Raw genomic sequence first — 18,406 nt, forward strand, 5'->3', positions numbered from 1 at the left:
GGACCACGGGTGCGTCACTGTCGGTGGCCGTACGCCCGGTACGGTGCCGGTACGGTGATCGACGTCATGGTGGCAGGAACGGTGGACGAGAACAGAGGCAAGGGCGGCCCCGAGGGCCAGGCCCCCCAGGACGCTGCGATTCCGCAGGACGCGCGCTGGGAACTCCCCGGCTACACCCACGAGCGCGAGCTCGGTGCGGGAGCGGCCGGGCGCGTCGTGCTGGCCAGCCACGACGCGACCGGCACCCCCGTCGCGGTCAAGTACCTCAACGGCGACCACGCCGATCACGAGAACTTCCGCACCGAGGCGGAACTGCTCGGCGGCCTCGACTCCCCGCACGTCACCCGTCTGTACGAGTACGTGGAGGGACCGCAGGGCGCCGCCATCGTCATGGAGCTGGTCGACGGCATCTCGCTGCGCGACCTGCTGCAGGCCGAGGGCGCCACCGGCCCCGAGGCCGCGCTGACCGTGCTCAAGGGCTCGCTGCTCGGCCTCGCCGACGCCCACCGGGCCGGCGTGGTGCACCGCGACTACAAGCCCGGCAACGTCATCGTCACCACCGAGGGCGTCTCCAAGCTGGTCGACTTCGGCATCGCGGTGCAGAGCGGCGCCAAGGGCGACATCGCCGGCACCCCCGCCTACATGGCGCCCGAGCAGTGGGCCGGCGCGGCCGCCTCCCCGCGGGGCGACGTCTACGCGGCGACGGCGACCTTCTTCGAGTGCCTGACCGGCGCCAAGCCGTACGCCGGCACCACGCTGATGGAGCTGGCCGTCCAGCACACCGAGGCGGACATCCCCGACGAGCAGGCCCCCGAGGCGCTGCGCCCGCTGATCCGCTCCGGCCTCGCCAAGACCCCGCAGGACCGGCCGGAGGGCGCCGCCGACCTGGTCGCCGACCTGGAGGCGGCCGCCGCCGGCGCGTACGGGCCCGAGTGGGAGGAGCGCGGCCGCCGCCAGCTGGCCGGCCTGGTCGCCCTGCTGCCGCTGCTGCTGCCGCACGCCCACGGGCATGCCGCCGGCAACACCTCGGTCGCCACCACCACGCTGTCGCCGCCCGCGGACGGCGGCGTCGCGGCCGTCCGGCGGTTCGGCCCGCGGGCCAAGCTGCTGAGCGCGGCCACCGGTCTCGTCCTGCTCGGCGGCACCCTCGCCGGGGTCGCGGCCGCCGGTGCCTCCGACTCGACGACGACCACCGAGGTCGCCGCGCCGAAGGCCACCACGACCTTCGGCGCCGACGGCCCCGTGGCGGTGCCGTCGCCGAGCGCCTCGCCGTCCGGATCGCCCTCCGGGTCCGCCTCCCCGTCGGCCTCGCCCTCGGCATCGGCCTCCGCGTCGCCGAGCGCCTCGCCGTCGGCCTCCCCGTCCGCCTCGCCGGACCCCACCCCGACCAAGAAGCCCACCACGGCCCCGCCGACGAGCACCCCGCCCAGCACCCCGCCGACCAAGCCCAGCACCAGCGCCCCGCCGCCGCCGACCCTGCGGGTCATGCGGCTGGGCGTCAGCACCACCTGCGGCAGCGGGAACTACGAGGTGGTCGCCCACATCACGGCCGCGACGGACGGCGTGGCGAGCGGCACGGTGACCCTCTCCTGGTACTCGGGGGTGAGCCGTCTGCCGGTCTCCACCGTCCCGATCACCATCCCCAAGGGGACGAAGACCTTCACCACCACGGTGTCGGCTCCGTCCAGGTCGGGCTCCTGGACCGCGAAGGTGAGTTCGAGTCCGGCGGCCGAATCGGGTCAGGGCAGCACGTCCGGTCCCGTCAACACGAGCTACTGCGTCATCCTGACCTGAGGAAACGAGACATGAGCACCCCGCAGCAGCCGGACGAGGACGCCACCGTCCGTTTCGGCTCCGAGCCGCCCCGGGCGGACGAGACCGTGCGCCTGAACGCACCGAAGCCCGACCCGGAGGCGACCGTCCGCCTCGGCTCCTCGCCCGTGCCCGCACCGGACCCGGAGGGCACCGTCCGCCTGGGCCCGGCGAAGCAGCAGCCCGACCCGGACGGCACCGTCCGGCTGAACGCACCGCGGCCGAACCCGGACGCGACCGTCCGCCTGAACGCGCCCGCGGGCGCACCCGTGCCCGACCCGGACGGCACCGTCCGGTTCGGCCCGGCGAAGCAGCAGCCGGCGGACCCGGAGGGCACCGTCCGGCTGGGCCCGGCGAAGCGGCCCGACCCGGAGGCGACCGTCCGTTTCGGGTCGTCGCCGGTGCCCGCGGCCGACCCCGAGGGCACCGTCCGGCTGAACCCCGCGCAGCCGAACCCCGAGGCCACCGTCCGGCTCGGCGGTCCCGGGACGCGGCCCGCGCCGCAGGCGTACGTCCCGCCGCCCGCGCAGCAGCAGCCGCCGGTCGAGAGCTTCGAGAGCGCCACCTTCCTCGACCCGCAGGTCTGGCCGACCCCGCCGGTCGGCACCGCCGTCCCCGCGCAGACCCCGGCGATGGGCACCCCGATCACGCCCGCCATGGGCACCCCCGTGCCCCCGGCAGCGGCTGCGGCCGCCGCCGCGGCTGCCGTTCCCGGTCCTCCGGCCCCCGCCGTGCAGGACGGGCTGCAGCGGTTCGGCCCGGGCGTCCCCCCGCAGGCGGCCGCCGTCTGGCACGGGGCGACCGCGGTGCCGCCGGCCCCGGAGCAGCCGAAGCGCCGGCGCCGCCGCTGGCTGCTGCTGCCGCTGCTCCTGCTGCTCGCCGTGCTCGCCTGGCTGGCCTGGGACCGCTACGGCCGGCCGGTCGCGGTGACCGGTGTCGCCGTCCGCACGGACAACGCCAAGGGCCCCGGCTGCGACGGCACGGCGGTGATCACCGGCACGATCTCCACCGAGGGTGGCGCGGGCACCGTCCGCTACCGCTGGAAGCGCAGCGACGGCACCGACTCGGGTGTCCTCACCCAGCCGGTCTCCAACGGCCGCCGCAGCACGGACGTGGTGCTCCGCTGGACCTTCCAGGGCCACGGCAGCATGCAGGCCACGGCCACCCTGGAGGTCGTCGGCCCCGGCAGCGGCAGCACCTCGGTGAGCTTCCCCTACACCTGCCCCTGACGGACACGCCCCGCCCCCGGCACCCGGCCGCCCGCTGCGGCCGGGTGCCGGCGCGTTACTGACACCATGTCAACGCGACCGGGTGGGACGCCCCTGTCCGCGGGGGCGTGCAGGCCCTACCCTGCGTCCATGATCCTGCGCTCCGCGAAGCGCCTGGTGCTCCTGCTGCCGGTGCTCTGGCTGACCTCGCTCACCTACGTGGCCTGCGCCGTGCTGGTCGTCCACCTGCGCCACACCGACCCGGACGTCGAGCGCGAGCTCGCGCAGGGCGCGGACCGCTGGCCCGCCCTCGCCGCGCTGGCGGTCGCCACCGCGGTCGCCACCGCCTGGGCCCGCCGGCCCGACCGGCGCCGCCGGTTCCCCTGGTACCGGCTGGCGGCGCGCTCGCTCGCGCTGTTCGCCGCGGCCGTCTCCGCCGCGCTGCTCTCGTACCACCGGGGTGGCCCCGACTTCGACCACCTGCTCGCTCTGGGCGCCGTCACCGCCTTCGCGGTGGTGCTGTGCATCCTCGGCTGGGGGCTGCTCAACCTGGGCCCCGTCCGGGCGGCGGCCGGCGCGGCGGCGGCCCTGGCCGCCTCAGCGGTCTGGACGGTGCGTGCGCCCGAGCGGTCGACGGTCGCGGTGCTGGCCGCGGTGGCGCTGCCGGTGGCGCTCGGTACGGCGGCCGCCGCGTTCTGGCGGCTGCCCCGGGTGCGGCTGCTCGCCGGGCTGCCCCCGGTCGAGTGGACGGCCGGCGCTCTCCGCCCGCCGGGGCGCCGGCCGGTGCCGGGCGAGATCTGGTGGGCGGACGTGCCGTTCGAGGAGTCCGGCGAGTCCAAGGACCGGCCGGTGCTGGTGGTCCGCGTCCTGGACGACCGGCTGGAGGTGCTGAGGAGCACCAGCCAGGACCGGCTCGGCCGCAGCGACCACATCCGGCTGCCCACCGCGGGCTGGAACCCGGAGGCGGCCCACGACAGCTGCCTCGACCTGCGGCCGCGCACGCTCACGGCGGACCGGCTGCGCCGTTACGCCGGGCCGTGCCCGGTCGGGGTGTGGCGGGTGGTCCGCGGCCGCACCCTGCCGCTGGTGAAGCCGCCGCGCGGAGCCCGCCGGTCCACGGCCGCCTGACGGCACCGTGGCCGGGCTCCCGGGAGGAGTCCCGGGAGCCCGGCCACGGTGTGCGGGGCGGAGGCGGTCAGCAGCGGCCGACGCTCTCGCAGTCCTCCCAGCGGGTGCCGGTGCCGGACTTGGTGCCGGTGGCCTCGTCGCCGCCGCGGGCGGGGGCGTTCAGCGACTTCAGCTTCGGGGTGACCGGGGTGGCGGCCGGGGCGCTCGGGGTGGCGGCCGGGCCGGAGGCGAGGCGGACGGCGATCGCGTCGATCACCGGGCGCGGGCTGGTGCCGGCGAAGTTGCTGAACATCACGGAGAAGATCAGCTTGTGGCCGTCGGGCGCGGTGGCGTAGCCCATCAGGTTGTCGACGCCGCTCATCGAGCCGCTCTTGGCGTGCACGTTGTTCTCGGCCTTGGTGCCGCGCATGCGGGCGGCCAGGGTGCCGCCGACCATCCGGTCCGGGTTGCCGGCCACCGGCAGCGCGTTGTACCAGGCGTTGAACCAGGGCTTGTCCTGGGCGACCTTGAGCAGGCCGGCCATCTTGGCCGGGTTGATGAGGTCGTAGCGCGAGAGGCCGGAGCCGTCGACCTGGCGGCCGCCCGGGGTCTCCAGGCCGTTGGCCTTGAGGAAGCCCTTGACCTGGGCGACGCCGGTGGCCCAGTCGCCCTTGCCGCCCTTGACCTTGCCGATCTCCTTGGTCAGGTGCTCGGCTATGCCGTTGTTGCTGATCTTCAGCATCGGGACGATCAGCTCGGCGAGGGTCTTGGACTGGTGCGAGGCGATCGCCGTCGAGGTCTCGGCGCCGGTGGCCGACGCCACGCCGCGCTGCACCGTCACGCCGTGCCGGGCGAGCGCACCGGCGAAGACCTTGGCCGCGTAGGTGGCCGGGTCCTCGACCGTCACCCAGTAGGTGGCCGGGGCGGAGCCGGCGGCGACGCTGCCGGTGAGCAGCAGCTCGTTGGCGCCGCGGCGGCGGTCGACGCCCGCGCTGGCACCGGTGCCGGCCGCGCCGGTGGTGATGCTGCCGCTGAACTTCATCGGCGCCTCGGCGGGCACCAGCGCGACCTTGGCCTTCTCGCCGGCCGCGCCCGGGGTGACGGTCACCTGGACGGTGTCCATCGTGTACTCGGAGTCGTTGGCGACCGTCAGGCCGGAGATCTGCGGGCTGTAGGAGTACGGCTCGTCGTCCCAGGTCCAGCCGGGGCCGAGCGGGGTGGAGTCGTAGCGGGTGCCGTCGGCGAGGACCCGGCCGGTGACGGTGGTGATGCCCGAGGCGGCGACCTTGGCCGCCAGGTCGTCGAGGTCCTGGACGAGCAGGCTGGGGTCGCCGCCGCCCTTCAGCACCAGGTCGCCGGCGAGCTTGTTCCCGTACGTGGTGCCGGTGCTGCGGACCTCGGTGGTGAACCGGTAGTCGGCGCCGAGCAGGTCGAGGGCGGCCGTCGAGGTGACGGTCTTCATGGTGGACGCCGGGGTGAGCAGTGCGCCGGGCTGGCGGGAGTACAGCACCTGGCCGGTGGCGGCGTCGAGGACCTGGACGCCGGCCTGCGCGTTGGCGAGCCGGGCGTCGGCGAGCAGTGCGTCGAGGTCGGCCGTCAGCGTCGCGTCGGAGGGGGCGGGGTTGTCGGCCTGGGCCGAGCCGGCGAGCAGGGACGCGGCGAGTGCGGCGGCGGCCAGCGGCAGGCCGCGGCGGTACAGGCGTGCGGGCACAGATGCTCCAGGAATCGGGTACGGCGGGGCGCGCGCGTCGCCCACGCCCCCGTTTTGGCCTGCACATTATCAGCTGATGCGACATCAGTTGATCTTCGGGCGGGGTGGCCGTGCGGCCGTCCCCCGTGCCCGGGTGCACGCTCCTGTCCATGTACACGCCGCAGGGGCCCGAAAGGTCTCACACCAATTTTCCGGCGGCCCTCCGGCGGCCCTCCGGCGCTGCCGCGCCCCGCCGCGGGGGAGCGGGGTCAGCCGACCGAGAAGGCCGTGACCCCGGCGTCCGTGCCGACCAGCACCCGTCCGCCGGCGAGCACGGGGGAGGCGAAGTGCGGTGCGGGGCCGGTCTTCGCCTGCTGCAGCACCCGCCCGCTCGCCGGGTCCAGGGCGAGCAGCAGCCCGCGGTGGTCGTCCACCACCCAGACCGCGCCGCCGCCGACCACCGGCGAACCGCCGCGCTCCAGGTCCACCTGCCAGTCCTGGTGCAGCGAGCCGTCCTGGCCCACCGTCACCCGGGCGAGGCCCTGCTGGCAGGGCACGTACACCGTCGAGCCGTCCACCGCGGCCCCGCCGTACGCCGGGCAGACCGTCGCCTGCGCGACCTGCCCGCCGATGCCGCCGAAGTGCTGCGCGTCCAGCAGGTACGCCTCGCCGCGCTTGCCGACGGCCAGGACGTGGCCGCCCACCCGCACCGGCGAGAGCGAACCGAGGTCGAGGTCCTGCGCGTTGTCGTCCGCCCACGTCGACGGGGTGAACCAGTCGACCCGCTGCAGTTCGGGGGAGAGCGCCAGCACCGAGTCCGAGCCGTCGTACGTGCCGCCCGTCGACTCGCCGTTGCCGACCGCCACCAGCAGCCGGTCGCCGTCCACCACCGGCCCGCCGCTCGCCCAGATCCCGCCCTCGCGGCCGGTCGGCACCGCGTAGGACAGCACCGTCCCGGCGCCGCTGGTGGGCACCGACACCACGCTGCCGACGTAGTCGCCGCAGTCGCCGAACAGACCGCCGAACGCGATCACCACCCGGCCGTTCCACAGCGCGAGCGCCGAGCGCTGCTGGTGGGCGAGCGGATCGCCCTTCGGCGGCTCGACCTCGCGCTGGACCTCCAGCGCCCCGGTCGCCGCGTCGAGCCCGGCCAGCACGTGCCGCCCGCCCGCGAGTTCGCCGACCGCGAAGACCCGGCCCGTCGCCGGGTCGTAGACCGGTGTGCCGGTGATCCCGAGCGGGTCGATGTTGCCGCACGGCAGTTCGGCCGCCCGCGCCGGGGCGCCCAGGTGACGGCTCCACACCACCGCACCGCTCGACGCGTCCAGCCCGTACACGGTGTTGTTCTCGGTCGCGGCGAGCACCTTGTCGCCGACCACCAGCGGCTGCCCGTACACGGCGCCGTCGAGCTTCGTCGTCCAGGCCGTACCGAGCGGTCCGACCGGGGCGGCGTCGGGGGCCGTGCCGGTGCGCAGTGCGTCGCGGTGGTAGGTCGGCCAGTCCCCGGCCCGCAGCGGGGTCGGCGAGGCCGCACCGGCGACCACCGTGGACGGCGCGGCCGTGCTGACCGCCGCGCCGCCGCCGGAGGTGCACCCGGCGACCAGGGCGGCCAGGGCCGCGGCGACCGCGGGCAGCAGCACCCGCCGGTCAGCTCGGAGCTGTCGCACCGCCGCCGGCCTTCACCGCCTCCACCATGCGTTGGTGCAGCTCGCGAGCGGCCGACTCGTCCCCGGCGGCCACCGGGCTGCCCTCCACGGTGAACCAGTCCAGCGCCCCGCTGTACTGGACCGTCAGCCGGACCTCCCCGTCGATCCACGTCGTGTGGACCGTCAGATCGCCCTTGATGACGCCCAGCTCGACCGTTCGCACCCCTCCGGTGCCGGCGAGGATGCCCTGCGTGGTCCAGGTCGCCCAGGTGTTCACGGAGCCTCCCCGGTGTGCGGCCGACAGTACGAACTCGTCATGCCCCAAGACATACCGGGTGACACACCTGTTTCCGGCCGAATCGTCCCGCCGTGGGCATGTCGCGGGCCCCCGCGCCGCGGCCGCCGCCCGTCGCAGGGGCGCCGCGGCGGCACCGGGCGTGCCTCCCGGGGCGCGGCTACCATCGGCGGTATGGGAGAGCGACCCGCCGCGCTCACCGCGCCGCAGCTGGTACTCGAGACCGAAGGCGACTCGCAGGTCATCAGCCCGAGCCGCACCTACCACGTCGGCCGCGACCCGACGAGCGAGGTCTTCCTCAGCGACCCCCGGGTGTCCTGGCACCACGCCGTGCTGCACGCCGACGGCGACCACTGGGAGCTCGACGACACCGGGTCCACCAACGGCACCTACACCGACGGTCACCGGATCCGGCACCTCGACGTCGGCGCCGGCAGCGAAATGAGGTTCGGCAGCGCCGCCGACGGACCCCGCTGCACCCTGCGCGAGCTGCCCGCCCGGCCCGTGGCCGACCGCCGGCCGTCCGCACTCACCTCCATCACCGGCTCGATGCGGCCGCCGACCACCGTCCGTCCGCTCCCGGCGAAGGTCGTCCACATCGGCCGCGCCCTCGACAACGAGCTGGTCGTCGGCGACCTGTCGGTCTCCCGCAGGCACGCCGAACTGCGCGCCCGCTCCGACGGCCGCTGGGAGATCGTCGACCTCGGCAGCCACAACGGCACCTACCTCAACGGCCAGCCGGTGCTCGACGCCCTGGTCGGCGAGGGCGACCTGATCGGCATCGGCCACTCGGTGTTCTGCCTGGTCGGCGACGAACTGCAGCAGTTCGTCGACACCGGCGACGTCGACCTCGACGTGGACGGCCTCGGCGTCACCGTGGACGGCGGCCGCCGCCTGCTCGACTCGGTCACCTTCCCGGTCGGCCAGAAGATGCTGCTCGCCGTGGCCGGCCCGAGCGGCGCCGGCAAGTCCACCCTGCTCAACGCCCTCACCGGGCTGCGCCCCGCGAACGAGGGCACCGTCCGCTACGACGGCCGCGACCTCTACCGCGACTACGCGGAGTTGCGCCGCCGGATCGGACTCGTCCCGCAGGACGACATCCTGCACACCCAGCTGCAGGTGCGCCGCGCCCTGCGCTACGCGGCCGAACTGCGCTTCCCCGACGACACCGCCGCCGCCGAACGGGAGGCCAGGGTCGAGGAGGTGATCACCGAACTCGGTCTGGAGAAGCGCGCCGACCAGGTGATCTCCAGCCTCTCCGGCGGCCAGCGCAAACGCGTCAGCGTCGCCCTGGAGCTGCTCACCAAGCCCTCGCTGCTCTTCCTCGACGAGCCGACCTCCGGCCTCGACCCCGGCATGGACCGCTCGGTCATGCAGATGCTCCGCAACCTCGCCGACGACGGCCGCACCGTCATCGTCGTCACGCACAGCGTGCTCAGCCTCGACGTGTGCGACCGGTTGCTGCTGCTCGCCCCCGGTGGCCGGATCGCGTTCTACGGCCCGCCCGGCGAGACCCTCGACTTCTTCGGCTTCCAGCAGTGGCCGGACGCCTTCGACGCCTTCGAGAACGACACCGAGCGCGACTGGGCCGGCCAGTTCCGCTCCTCGCCCTCCTACCGCCGCTACATCGCCGGCGCCATGGACCGCCCCGGCCCGGCCCCGGGCACCACCCCGGCCGCCGCCGAGACGCCGGCCCCCAAGCCGCCGCGCCCGCAGCGCTGGCACCACCAGGTCGGCACCCTCGTCCGGCGCTACGCCACCGCGCTCACCGCCGACCGCACCTTCCTCGCGGTCATGATCGCGCTGCCGTTCGTGATGGGCGTGATGGCCAGGGCACTGGCCGGCAAGAAGCTCGCCGAGGACAGCGTCTTCAACGCCCTGCTGATCCTCTGCGTCGGCGCGGTGCTCACCGGCGCCGCCAACTCGGTGCGCGAACTCGTCAAGGAACGCGTCATCTACCAGCGAGAACGCGCCGTCGGCCTGTCCAGATCGGCGTACCTCTGGTCCAAGATCATCGTGCTCGGCACCGTCACCGTCGTCCAGGCGGTGGTGCTCACCATGGTCGCGCTGCTCGGCGTCGACCTGCGGCCCCAGGGAGGCGGCGGCGTCCTCATGCCACCGCTGCTGGAGATCACCCTGGCCGTCGCCCTGCTCGCCTTCACCGCCATGATGCTCGGCCTCCTCATCTCCGCCCTGGTGAAGAAGGAGGAGGTGACCATGCCGCTGCTGGTGCTGGTCGCCATCGTCCAAGTGGTGTTCTGCGGCGCCCTGATCCAGCTCAACAGCACCCCCGTGCTCGCCCAGCTCTCCTGGCTGGTGCCCTCCCGCTGGGCCTTCGCCGCGATGGCCTCCACCGTCGACCTGCACGCCTCCGTGCCCAAACCGCTCACCGCCGACCCGCTCTTCCGCCACGAGGCCTCGGTCTGGCTGCTCGACATGGGGATGATGGTGGTGCTGAGCGTCCTCTTCGGCCTGCTCGTCCTGCGTCTGCTGCGCCGTCACGAACCCGCCGTGATGCGGAGGTGACCGCCGATGACCGCGCCGTACGAGTTCCAGCCCACCCACGTCGCGCCCGCCGACGGGCTGCAGACGTGGGCGGGCCCGGACCCGTCCCGGCCGTCCGTACGGCTGGACCCGCTGCTGCCCGTCCGGCTCGCCGACAGCAGCGGGAACTGGGCGCGGATCGTCTGCTCCAACGGCTGGTCGGCCTGGGTCGACGGGCGGCTGCTCGTCACCCTGCCGCACCCGCCGTCCGGCACCGACCACCCACTGACCCCGATGGAGGACCCGCGCCCCCTGCTCGCCGCCCTGGAGAAGGCCCTGGCGACCTACCGCCGCCTGGTCGGCGACTACGCGGACGGCCTGATCGACCTGGAGACCTTCCGCGACCGCAGCCGCAACCTGCGGCTCGGCGCCGTCATCGACGGGTCCTCCGCCTGGCTGCTCGACCTCGACCAGGGCCGCTGGTTCTTCAGCGACGGCACCCGGATGCAGACCTACGCCACCGTCGACCCGCCCGCCGCCAAGAGGTCCGCGGCCGGCACCCGGGGTGACGCCGCATGACGACCGCCGCACCGACCGACCTCACCGGCCACCAACTCGCCGCCTACCGGCTGGACCAGCTGATCGGCCGCGGCGGCATGGCCGTGGTCTACCGCGCCGAGGACCTCCGCCTCGGCCGGACGGTCGCGGTCAAACTGCTCGCCCCCGACCTCGCCCGCAACGACGTCTTCCGCGAGCGCTTCGCCCGCGAGTCCAAGGCCGCCGCGGCCATCGACCACCCGCACATCGTGCCGGTCTACGAGGCCGGCGAGGCCGACGGCCTGCTCTACATCGCCATGCGCTACGTCAGCGGCCGCGACCTGCGCGTCCTGCTCGACCGCGAGGGACCGCTCTCGCTGCGCCAGACCGTGCGGATCACCACCCAGGTCGCCTCCGCGCTGGACGCCGCGCACGGCCACGACCTCGTCCACCGCGACGTGAAGCCCGGCAACATCCTGGTCGCCGAGGGCACCGACTCCGAGCACCCCGAGCACGTCTACCTCACCGACTTCGGACTCACCAAGAAGTCCCTCTCGCTCTCCGGCCTGACCACCGTCGGCCAGTTCGTCGGCACCCTGGACTACGTCGCCCCCGAACAGATCAACGGCAAGCCGGTGGACGGCCGCTGCGACGTCTACAGCCTCGCCTGCGTGGTCTACGAGATGCTCTCCGGCAACCCGCCCTACCAGCGGGACGACGACCTCGCCCAGCTGTGGGCGCACCTCAACGACCCGCCGCCGCACCTCAGCGAGCACCGCCCCAACCTGCCCGCCGCCCTGGACGACGTGCTGATCCGGGCCCTCGCCAAGACGCCGGACGAGCGGTACGACAGCTGCCTGGCCTTCGTCGGCGCCCTGCACGGGGTGGAGCACGTCGCGGCGATCCCGGTGCCGACCCCGACCGAACTCGTCCCGCAGCTGCCGGAGTCCGCCGCGCCGCCCGGGCTCGCGGCACCGGGGACGTCGGCGCCGCCGGAGTCCGCGCCGGCCGAAGAGCCCGCGGAGGCCGAGGAGCCCGCGGAGGCCGAGGAACCTGCGCCGGCCGAGGAACCTGCGCCGGCCGAGGAGCCCGCGGCGGCGGCCGGGCCGCCGGAGTCCGTGGCAGCCTCCCCGGAGTCCGTCCGGCCCTCCCCGGTGCTGCCCGCGGCACCGGAGTCGTCCGCGGCACCGGCGCCGCCGGACTGGGCCATGCCGGTCTACGGCACCGACCGCGACTGAGCCCCGGACGCGCCCGGGCCGCCGTCCTTCGGTTCCTCCCCCGGCTGCGGCGGGTGCTCCGCCGCGTGCACGGCGTCGTGGCGCACCCGGGCCGCCGTCCAGCCGCCGATCAGCCCGGCCACCGCGCCCCAGACCGCGCCCACCGCCACCAGCACCAGCAGGTCCGGTTCCAGCACCGCCGCGCCGCTGCCGCCGAAGCCGAGCAGGGTGAGGCCGTACGCGGCCGAGATCCGGGTGAGCACACCGATCAGCAGCATCGCCACGGCCAGTGCCACCGCCAGGTGCACCGCGTGCCGCCAGGCCTTGATCCCGGGCGGGGCGTGCATCGCCATGCCGACACCGGTGAGCAGCAGGGCGACCACCGCGAGGGCGACGAGCAGCCACGTCCGGGAGTCCTGGTCGGTGAGGGTGGCCGCGTCCAGCCGGACGTCCTGGTTCTGTTTCAGCACCCCGGCCAGCGGCTGCGGCATCGGCAGTCCGAGGGTGCCGTCGACGTGGCCGTGCCAGGACCCGCCCATGCCGATGCCGAGGGCCAGCCAGGCCAGGTTGGGCAGGCCGAGGAAAACCACGGCCAGGGTCTGCCGGGCGTGCCCGCCGACCGCGGCCTCCACCAGGCCGGCCGGCAGCGCCAGCGCGACGTAGACCAGCAGCAGGGTCAGCACCGCGTGCGCGGCAGGGCGGACGGTGCTGTGGAAGCGCAGCAGCGGCAGCGGCAGCGGGGTCCGCCGGGAGACCGCCAGGGCGAGCAGCAGGACCACCGCGAGCCACAGCAGGCCGAGGCCGACCGCGCGACCGGTGTCCACCGCGAAGCCGACCGTGGGCGAGCCGCCGACCAGACCGCCGAGTTCGTCGATCAGCGGCTCGCCGGTCGACACCACGAAGCTCTTCTCGGCCGGGATCGACAGCAGCAGCAGCGCGGCCGCCCACAGCACGGCGACCCGGCCCACCCGGGCCAGCAGCTCGCGGCCGCTCACCGTGGCGTGCAGCCGCATCGGACGCAGGAAGAGCCAGCCGAGCAGCAGCGCGCCGGTCAGCGCGACGGAGAGCGGGACGGCCTCGATGCCGCCCTTCGCACCCGCCACGAACGCGGCGCCGCCCTCGACCCTGGCCGAGGCGCCACAGGCCATCAGCACCGTCGCCGCGACCACCGAGCCGTACCCGCCGGAGGGCAGGTCGTTCGCGCCGGCGAAGTACAGGCCGATCGCGGCCACCGCGACCATGGCCACCACGGCGGCCAGCACGGCCGTCAGGGCCTCGCCCCAGTGCCGCAGTTCGCCCGCGGGTCCGCCGGTGCGGGCCGCCGGCCCGCCGCTGGTACGGGCGCCGGGCCCGCTGCTCGTCCGCACAATCGGCTCCTGCCGGGTCGGCTGTCCGGTGGGGTCTCCTTCCCAGCCTCCGCCAGCGGACGGCGGACGGCGAGCCCGCGAGCCGCGACCGCATGCCTGCCGCGCCGGGGGAGCACCGGGGCTGTGGAGGGGGAGGCGGCCGGTCCCGGGGTGGTGATGCCGGGCGGACCGGGGGCCGGGTGCGCGCCGGTCCGGGGCCGGGGACCGCAGGTCGGCCGGCGGGTGATGCGGGCCGGGTGGCCGGACGACTGCGAGCTGTCGCGCGGGCCGGGCCGGGCGCGCGGAGAATGGCGTGCGGGGGGTGCCCAGGAACGGGAGGAACACCCGTGAGCCCGCTGCCACCGTCACCCGACCAGCCGTCCGGCCCGCCCGACGGCCCGCCCGACGGTCCGGTCGGACCGCCTTCGGGCCCGCTGTCCGGCCCGGGTTCCGGGCCGCCGTCCTCCGGCAACCGACCGGCCGGCCCCGGCCACACGTCCGCGTTCCCCGACACACCCTCCGGACCGCCGTCCGGCCCCACCTCCGGCCCCGGGGCGCACCCCGGCGGCCCGGGCGGAGCGAGCGGCAGCGGCGGCCGGGGAGGCCCGCCGAGCAACGCCCGCACGGTCGTCACCGGTGGTGGTGGCGGAGACGGCGGGGGCGGCGGGGGCGGAGGCGACGGTGGAGGGTCCGGCGCGAGCGGCAGCGGTCGCGGCGGGCACCGGCGGACGGCCTGGTGGCGCAACCCCCGGACGGTCCTGCCCGCCGGCATCGCCGCCGTGGTGCTGGGCATCGTCCTCGGCCTGGTGCTCTCCGGCGGGGGCGGTTCCACCGCGGCCGCCCAGCCGGTCGCCCTGCAGTCGGCGGGCACCGCCGGTCAGGACCCGTTCACCGACTCCGTCGCCGGCCAGAGCCCCGCCCCGACCGCAACGGCGACCGTCGCACCGCCGACGGGCGGCAACCGCAGCGGCGGCGACGTCGGCCTGTACGGCGGCACCATGAACGTCTCCAGCTGCGACGTGCCCAAGCTGAGCGGATTCCTCGCCGCCAACCCGGACAAGGCCAAGGCCTGGGCCGGCGTCGAGGGCATCCAGCCCAACCAGATCGACGGCTACCTCAAGAGCCTCACCCCGGTGGTGCTGCGCGCCGACACCCGCGTCACCAACCACGGCTTCAGCAACGGCCAGGCCACCGCCTACCAGGCGGTGCTGCAGACCGGCACCGCCGTCCTGATCGACAACCAGGGCGTGCCGCGGGTCCGCTGCGCCTGCGGCAACCCGCTGACGCCGCCGGTCGACCCCGGAGCCCCGGCGAGCTACAACGGGCAGCCCTGGGCCGGCTTCAACGGCCACCAGGTGGTCACCGTGACGCCCGCGCCGCAGCCGATCAAGACGGTCGTGCTGGTGGACCCGAACGGCACCGCCTTCGGCCGCCCGGCCGGTGGGACGGGGCACACCGACACCACGAACGTGACGATGCCACCGACGACCTCCTCGTCCTCCGGCTCCCCGTCGACCTCGGGTTCCTCCGGCTCGCCGTCGAGCGGCAGCCCGTCCTCCGGGTCGCCGTCCTCGCCGCCGTCGAGCCCCCCGAGCTCCGGACCGTCCGGCTCCGAGTCCGGCTCGCCGTCGGCCCCCAGCTCGGCCCCCAGCTCGGCCCCCAGCTCGGCACCCGCCTCCAAGGGCGGGGGCGGCCCGTCCTCGGGCGGCGCCGGTTCGTCCGGCGAGTCCGCCGCCGGGGTCTCCTCGGGCCCGCAGTCGGCCGCCGAACCGGTCTCGCCGCAGTCCTGAACCCACCCCGTGCCGGGCGCCGCCACGCGCGGAGCCCGGCACCGGGCCGTCCCCGTCCTGGCCCCAACCCCCGTTCCGTCTCCGTTCCCGGCCCGGTTGCCGTACCGCTCCGCCGGGCGCGGCGTCACGGCGGGCTGTCCGCCACGGCAGGGCGACCGGCTGGTAGCTTCGGGGCGCATGGAGAGCACGCAGAGTATCGCCGGGTCGGTCCGCGCCGTACTGGACGGCTGGGGAGTGCCGTACACCTGGCTGGAGATCGACCCGTCGTTCGCCGACACCGCGCAGTTCTGCGAGCAGTACGGCTACACGCCGGAGGACTCCGTCAACTGCATCCTGGTGGTCGGCAAGACCGAACCGCGCGGCTACGCCGCCTGCCTGGTGCAGGCGACCCGCCGGCTCGACGTCAACCGGGCGGTCAAGCGGCTGCTCGGTGCCCGCCGGGTCTCCTTCGCGGGCGCCGAGGAGACGGTGGCGCTGACCGGCATGCAGGTCGGCGGCGTGACCCCGGTGGCGTTGCCGCCCGGCATGCCGGTCTACGTCGACGCGCCGGTGCTCGGCCGCACCGAGATCGTGCTCGGCGGCGGGGACCGGGCGGGCAAGCTGCTGATCGCCCCGGGCGCGCTGATGGCGCACCTGCCGGGCGCCGAGGTGGTCGAGGACCTCTCGACCGCCCCGCCCGCGGCCTGACGTCCCACCGCCCGACATCCGGGCGCCAAGCCCATCCGGCCGCTGCGACCGGCGGGGGACCTGGACGGAACGTCCAGCGCCACCCCCTGGCGACACTCCATTTCGTCGCCTGCCAAACCGCGGTTCGGGTGCGCAGAATGTGCGCCACACCGAACGAAGGAGGTGCCGATGGGGACGGAACCGACCGAATCGATCGCCGGCGCAGCAGTTCCACGTGCACCGCTCGCCGGAGTACTGGTCGCGGACTTCGGCCGGGTGCTCGCCGCGCCGTACGCCACGATGCTCCTCGCGGACCTCGGCGCGGACGTGGTCAAGGTCGAGCGCCCGGACGGCGGCGACGACACCCGGGCCTGGGGACCGCCCTACGCGCCGGACGGCCAGGCCACCTACTACCTCTCGGTCAACCGCAACAAGCGCTCGCTCACCCTCGACCTCCGCGAGGAGGACGACCGGCGCCGCGCCCTCGAACTCGTCCGGCGCGCCGACGTGGTGGTGGAGAACTTCCGTCCCGGGACGATGGCCAAGCACGGCCTCGCCCACGAGGACGTCAGTGCCGCCAACCCGCGCGCCGTGTACTGCTCGATCACCGGATTCGGCACCGGCGAGGGTGCCGCGCTGCCCGGCTACGACCTGCTGATCCAGGCGGTCGGCGGCCTGATGAGCGTCACCGGACCGGGCCCCGGGCAGCCGGTCAAGGCCGGGGTGGCCCTCGTCGACGTGCTCACCGGACTGCACGCCGCCTTCGGCATCATGGCCGCCCTGCGCGAGCGCGACACCACCGGCCGGGGCCAGCTCGTCGAGGTCAACCTGCTCTCCACGCTGCTCTCCAGCCTGGTCAACCAGTCCGCCGGCTACACCCTGGCCGGCAGCGTGCCCGGCATCCTCGGCAACCGGCACCCCTCCATCGCCCCGTACGAGGTGTTCCGCGCCGCCGACCGGCCGCTGGTGATCGCGGTCGGCAACGACCGCCAGTTCGGCGCCCTCTGCCGCGGCCTCGACGCCCCCGACCTCGCCGACGACCCGCGCTTCACCACCAACGCCGACCGCGTCGCCCACGTCGACGACCTCGCCGGGGAAATCGGCCGCCGCCTGCGCGAACGGACCGCCGCCGCCTGGTTTGAGCACCTCACCCCGCTCGGCGTCCCCTGCGGCCCGGTCAACGACCTCGCCGACGCCTTCGGACTCGCCGAACGCCTCGGACTCTCGCCCCGCACCGACCAGGGCCTGGTCGCCAACCCGATCGGCCTCTCCCGCACCCCGCCCGCCTACCGCCTGGCCCCGCCACGGCTCGGCGAGCACACCGACGAACTCCTCGCCTGGCTCGACGCACCCCACCACCCCACGAACGGAGACCTCCCGTGACCGGCCCGATGAAGGACCCGCTGGACCTGCTCGACATCCCCTCGCTGCTCACCGACGAGGAGCGGGAGATCCAGGCGACCGTGGCCCGCTTCCTCGCCGACCACGTCCGCCCGAACCTGCCCGAGTGGTTCGAGAACGCGCACTTCCCGCGGGAGATCGCCCCCGAGCTCGGCAAGCTCGGCGTGCTCGGCATGCACCTGGACGGCTACGGCTGCGCCGGCACCGAGGCCGTCGCCTACGGCCTCGCCTGCCTGGAGCTGGAGGCCGCCGACTCCGGCTTCCGCAGCTTCGTCTCGGTGCAGGGCTCGCTCGCGATGTACTCCATCCACCGCTACGGCTCCGAGGAGCAGAAGCAGGAGTGGCTGCCGCGGATGGCCGCCGGCGAGGCGATCGGCTGCTTCGGCCTCACCGAGCCGGACTTCGGCTCCAACCCGGCCGGCATGCGCACCCGGGCCGTCCGCGACGGCGAGGACTGGATCCTCAACGGCGCCAAGATGTGGATCACCAACGGCGCGATCGCCGACATCGCCACCGTCTGGGCCGCCACCGAGGAGGGCGTCCGCGGCTTCCTCGTCCCGCGCGGCACCCCCGGTTTCGAGGCCCGGGAGATCAAGCAGAAGCTCTCGCTGCGGGCCTCCACCACCGCCGAGCTCAGCTTCGCCGACGTCCGGCTGCCGGCCTCCGCGCAGCTGCCGGAGGCACGCGGGCTCGGTGCACCGCTGTCCTGCCTCAACGAGGCGCGGTTCGGCATCCTGTTCGGCGCGGTCGGTGCCGCCCGCGACTGCCTGCAGACCGCCCTCGCCTACGGCGGCGACCGGATCCAGTTCGACCGGCCGATCAGCGGATTCCAGCTCACCCAGCAGAAGTTCGCCGACATGGCGGTCTCGGTGAACAACGCCGCCCTGCTCGCGATCCACCTCGGCCGCCTCAAGGAGCAGGGCCGGATCCGCCCCGAGCAGGTCAGCGTCGGCAAGCTCAACAACGTCCGCGAGGCGATCGCCGTCGCCCGCGAGTGCCGCACGATCCTCGGCGCCAACGGCATCTCGCTGGACTACTCGCCGCTGCGCCACGCCAACAACCTGGAGTCCGTCCTCACCTACGAGGGCACCAGCGAGATCCACACCCTCGTCATCGGCCAGGCCCTCACGGGCATCCCCGCCTACCGCTGACCCGGCCCGCCCCGGAGCCCCGTCGGACTCACCCGGCGGGGCTCCGGCGCTGCGTC

13 protein-coding genes and 1 pseudogene are annotated in these 18,406 nt (G+C 75.0%); 10 read left to right on the forward strand and 4 right to left on the reverse strand.

Features of this window, described 5'->3' with window-relative positions:
- Positions 1-81 precede the first annotated feature (81 nt).
- From IE98_RS0124305 to IE98_RS50160, 3 genes are all read left to right on the forward strand, one after another.
- Positions 82-1,794 (forward strand): serine/threonine-protein kinase, encoded by a 1,713-nt coding sequence (locus tag IE98_RS0124305; RefSeq protein ID WP_234443653.1) that lies wholly within the window; start codon positions 82-84, stop codon positions 1,792-1,794.
- 11 nt (positions 1,795-1,805) lie between these two features.
- On the forward strand, positions 1,806-3,041 hold the full coding sequence (locus IE98_RS44975) for a hypothetical protein (RefSeq protein WP_052390903.1): 1,236 nt from the start codon (positions 1,806-1,808) through the stop codon (positions 3,039-3,041).
- Between the two features lie 129 nt (positions 3,042-3,170).
- Positions 3,171-4,148, forward strand: coding sequence for a type II toxin-antitoxin system PemK/MazF family toxin (locus tag IE98_RS50160; RefSeq protein ID WP_052390904.1), 978 nt, complete (start codon positions 3,171-3,173; stop codon positions 4,146-4,148).
- Positions 4,149-4,215: 67 nt separating this feature from the next.
- Here IE98_RS50160 and dacB read toward each other — a convergent pair whose 3' ends face one another.
- The 3 genes from dacB to IE98_RS0124330 all read right to left on the reverse strand — a co-directional run bounded on the left by dacB (position 4,216) and on the right by IE98_RS0124330 (position 7,740).
- Positions 4,216-5,838: a D-alanyl-D-alanine carboxypeptidase/D-alanyl-D-alanine-endopeptidase gene (gene dacB / locus IE98_RS0124320; protein WP_052390905.1), complete on the reverse strand. Its 1,623-nt coding sequence runs from the start codon at positions 5,836-5,838 to the stop codon at positions 4,216-4,218.
- A 248-nt stretch (positions 5,839-6,086) separates the two neighbouring features.
- Positions 6,087-7,484 carry a PQQ-binding-like beta-propeller repeat protein gene (locus IE98_RS0124325; RefSeq protein WP_234443654.1) on the reverse strand — a complete coding sequence of 466 codons (1,398 nt, stop codon included), beginning with the start codon at positions 7,482-7,484 and terminating at the stop codon, positions 6,087-6,089.
- Positions 7,465-7,740 carry a hypothetical protein gene (locus tag IE98_RS0124330; RefSeq protein WP_030272312.1) on the reverse strand — a complete coding sequence of 92 codons (276 nt, stop codon included), beginning with the start codon at positions 7,738-7,740 and terminating at the stop codon, positions 7,465-7,467. Before IE98_RS0124330 ends, IE98_RS0124325 begins: the two co-directional genes overlap by 20 nt.
- 192 nt (positions 7,741-7,932) lie before the next feature.
- Between IE98_RS0124330 and IE98_RS0124335 the strand changes: the two genes are divergently transcribed.
- From IE98_RS0124335 to IE98_RS0124345, 3 genes and pseudogenes are all read left to right on the forward strand, one after another.
- Positions 7,933-10,284: an FHA domain-containing protein gene (locus tag IE98_RS0124335; RefSeq protein ID WP_030272314.1), complete on the forward strand. Its 2,352-nt coding sequence runs from the start codon at positions 7,933-7,935 to the stop codon at positions 10,282-10,284.
- Between the two features lie 6 nt (positions 10,285-10,290).
- Positions 10,291-10,821 (forward strand): hypothetical protein, encoded by a 531-nt coding sequence (locus tag IE98_RS0124340; RefSeq protein ID WP_043174992.1) that lies wholly within the window; start codon positions 10,291-10,293, stop codon positions 10,819-10,821.
- A pseudogene (locus tag IE98_RS0124345) lies at positions 10,818-11,658 on the forward strand (serine/threonine-protein kinase); the annotation flags it as partial. The gene IE98_RS0124340 and the pseudogene IE98_RS0124345, both read left to right, overlap by 4 nt.
- Before the next feature lie 337 nt (positions 11,659-11,995).
- On the opposite strand, the gene IE98_RS0124350 reads toward IE98_RS0124345, so the two are convergent.
- Positions 11,996-13,363 (reverse strand): streptophobe family protein, encoded by a 1,368-nt coding sequence (locus IE98_RS0124350; protein ID WP_063748997.1) that lies wholly within the window; start codon positions 13,361-13,363, stop codon positions 11,996-11,998.
- Between the two features lie 758 nt (positions 13,364-14,121).
- Here IE98_RS0124350 and IE98_RS42990 point away from each other — a divergent pair.
- The 4 genes from IE98_RS42990 (at position 14,122) to IE98_RS0124370 (ending at position 18,350) form a co-directional block, all read left to right on the forward strand.
- On the forward strand, positions 14,122-15,132 hold the full coding sequence (locus IE98_RS42990; RefSeq protein ID WP_199922955.1) for a DUF6777 domain-containing protein: 1,011 nt from the start codon (positions 14,122-14,124) through the stop codon (positions 15,130-15,132).
- Positions 15,133-15,309: 177 nt separating this feature from the next.
- Complete coding sequence (locus IE98_RS0124360) at positions 15,310-15,819, forward strand: YbaK/EbsC family protein (RefSeq protein WP_052390906.1); 510 nt, start codon at positions 15,310-15,312, stop codon at positions 15,817-15,819.
- A 168-nt stretch (positions 15,820-15,987) separates the two neighbouring features.
- Positions 15,988-17,181 carry a CaiB/BaiF CoA transferase family protein gene (locus IE98_RS0124365; RefSeq protein ID WP_052390907.1) on the forward strand — a complete coding sequence of 398 codons (1,194 nt, stop codon included), beginning with the start codon at positions 15,988-15,990 and terminating at the stop codon, positions 17,179-17,181.
- Positions 17,182-17,189: 8 nt separating this feature from the next.
- Positions 17,190-18,350 (forward strand): acyl-CoA dehydrogenase family protein, encoded by a 1,161-nt coding sequence (locus tag IE98_RS0124370; RefSeq protein WP_030272327.1) that lies wholly within the window; start codon positions 17,190-17,192, stop codon positions 18,348-18,350.
- Positions 18,351-18,406 lie beyond the last annotated feature (56 nt).

Source organism: Streptomyces sp. NRRL B-24484 (assembly GCF_000717715.1).
GTDB lineage: Bacteria > Actinomycetota > Actinomycetes > Streptomycetales > Streptomycetaceae > Kitasatospora.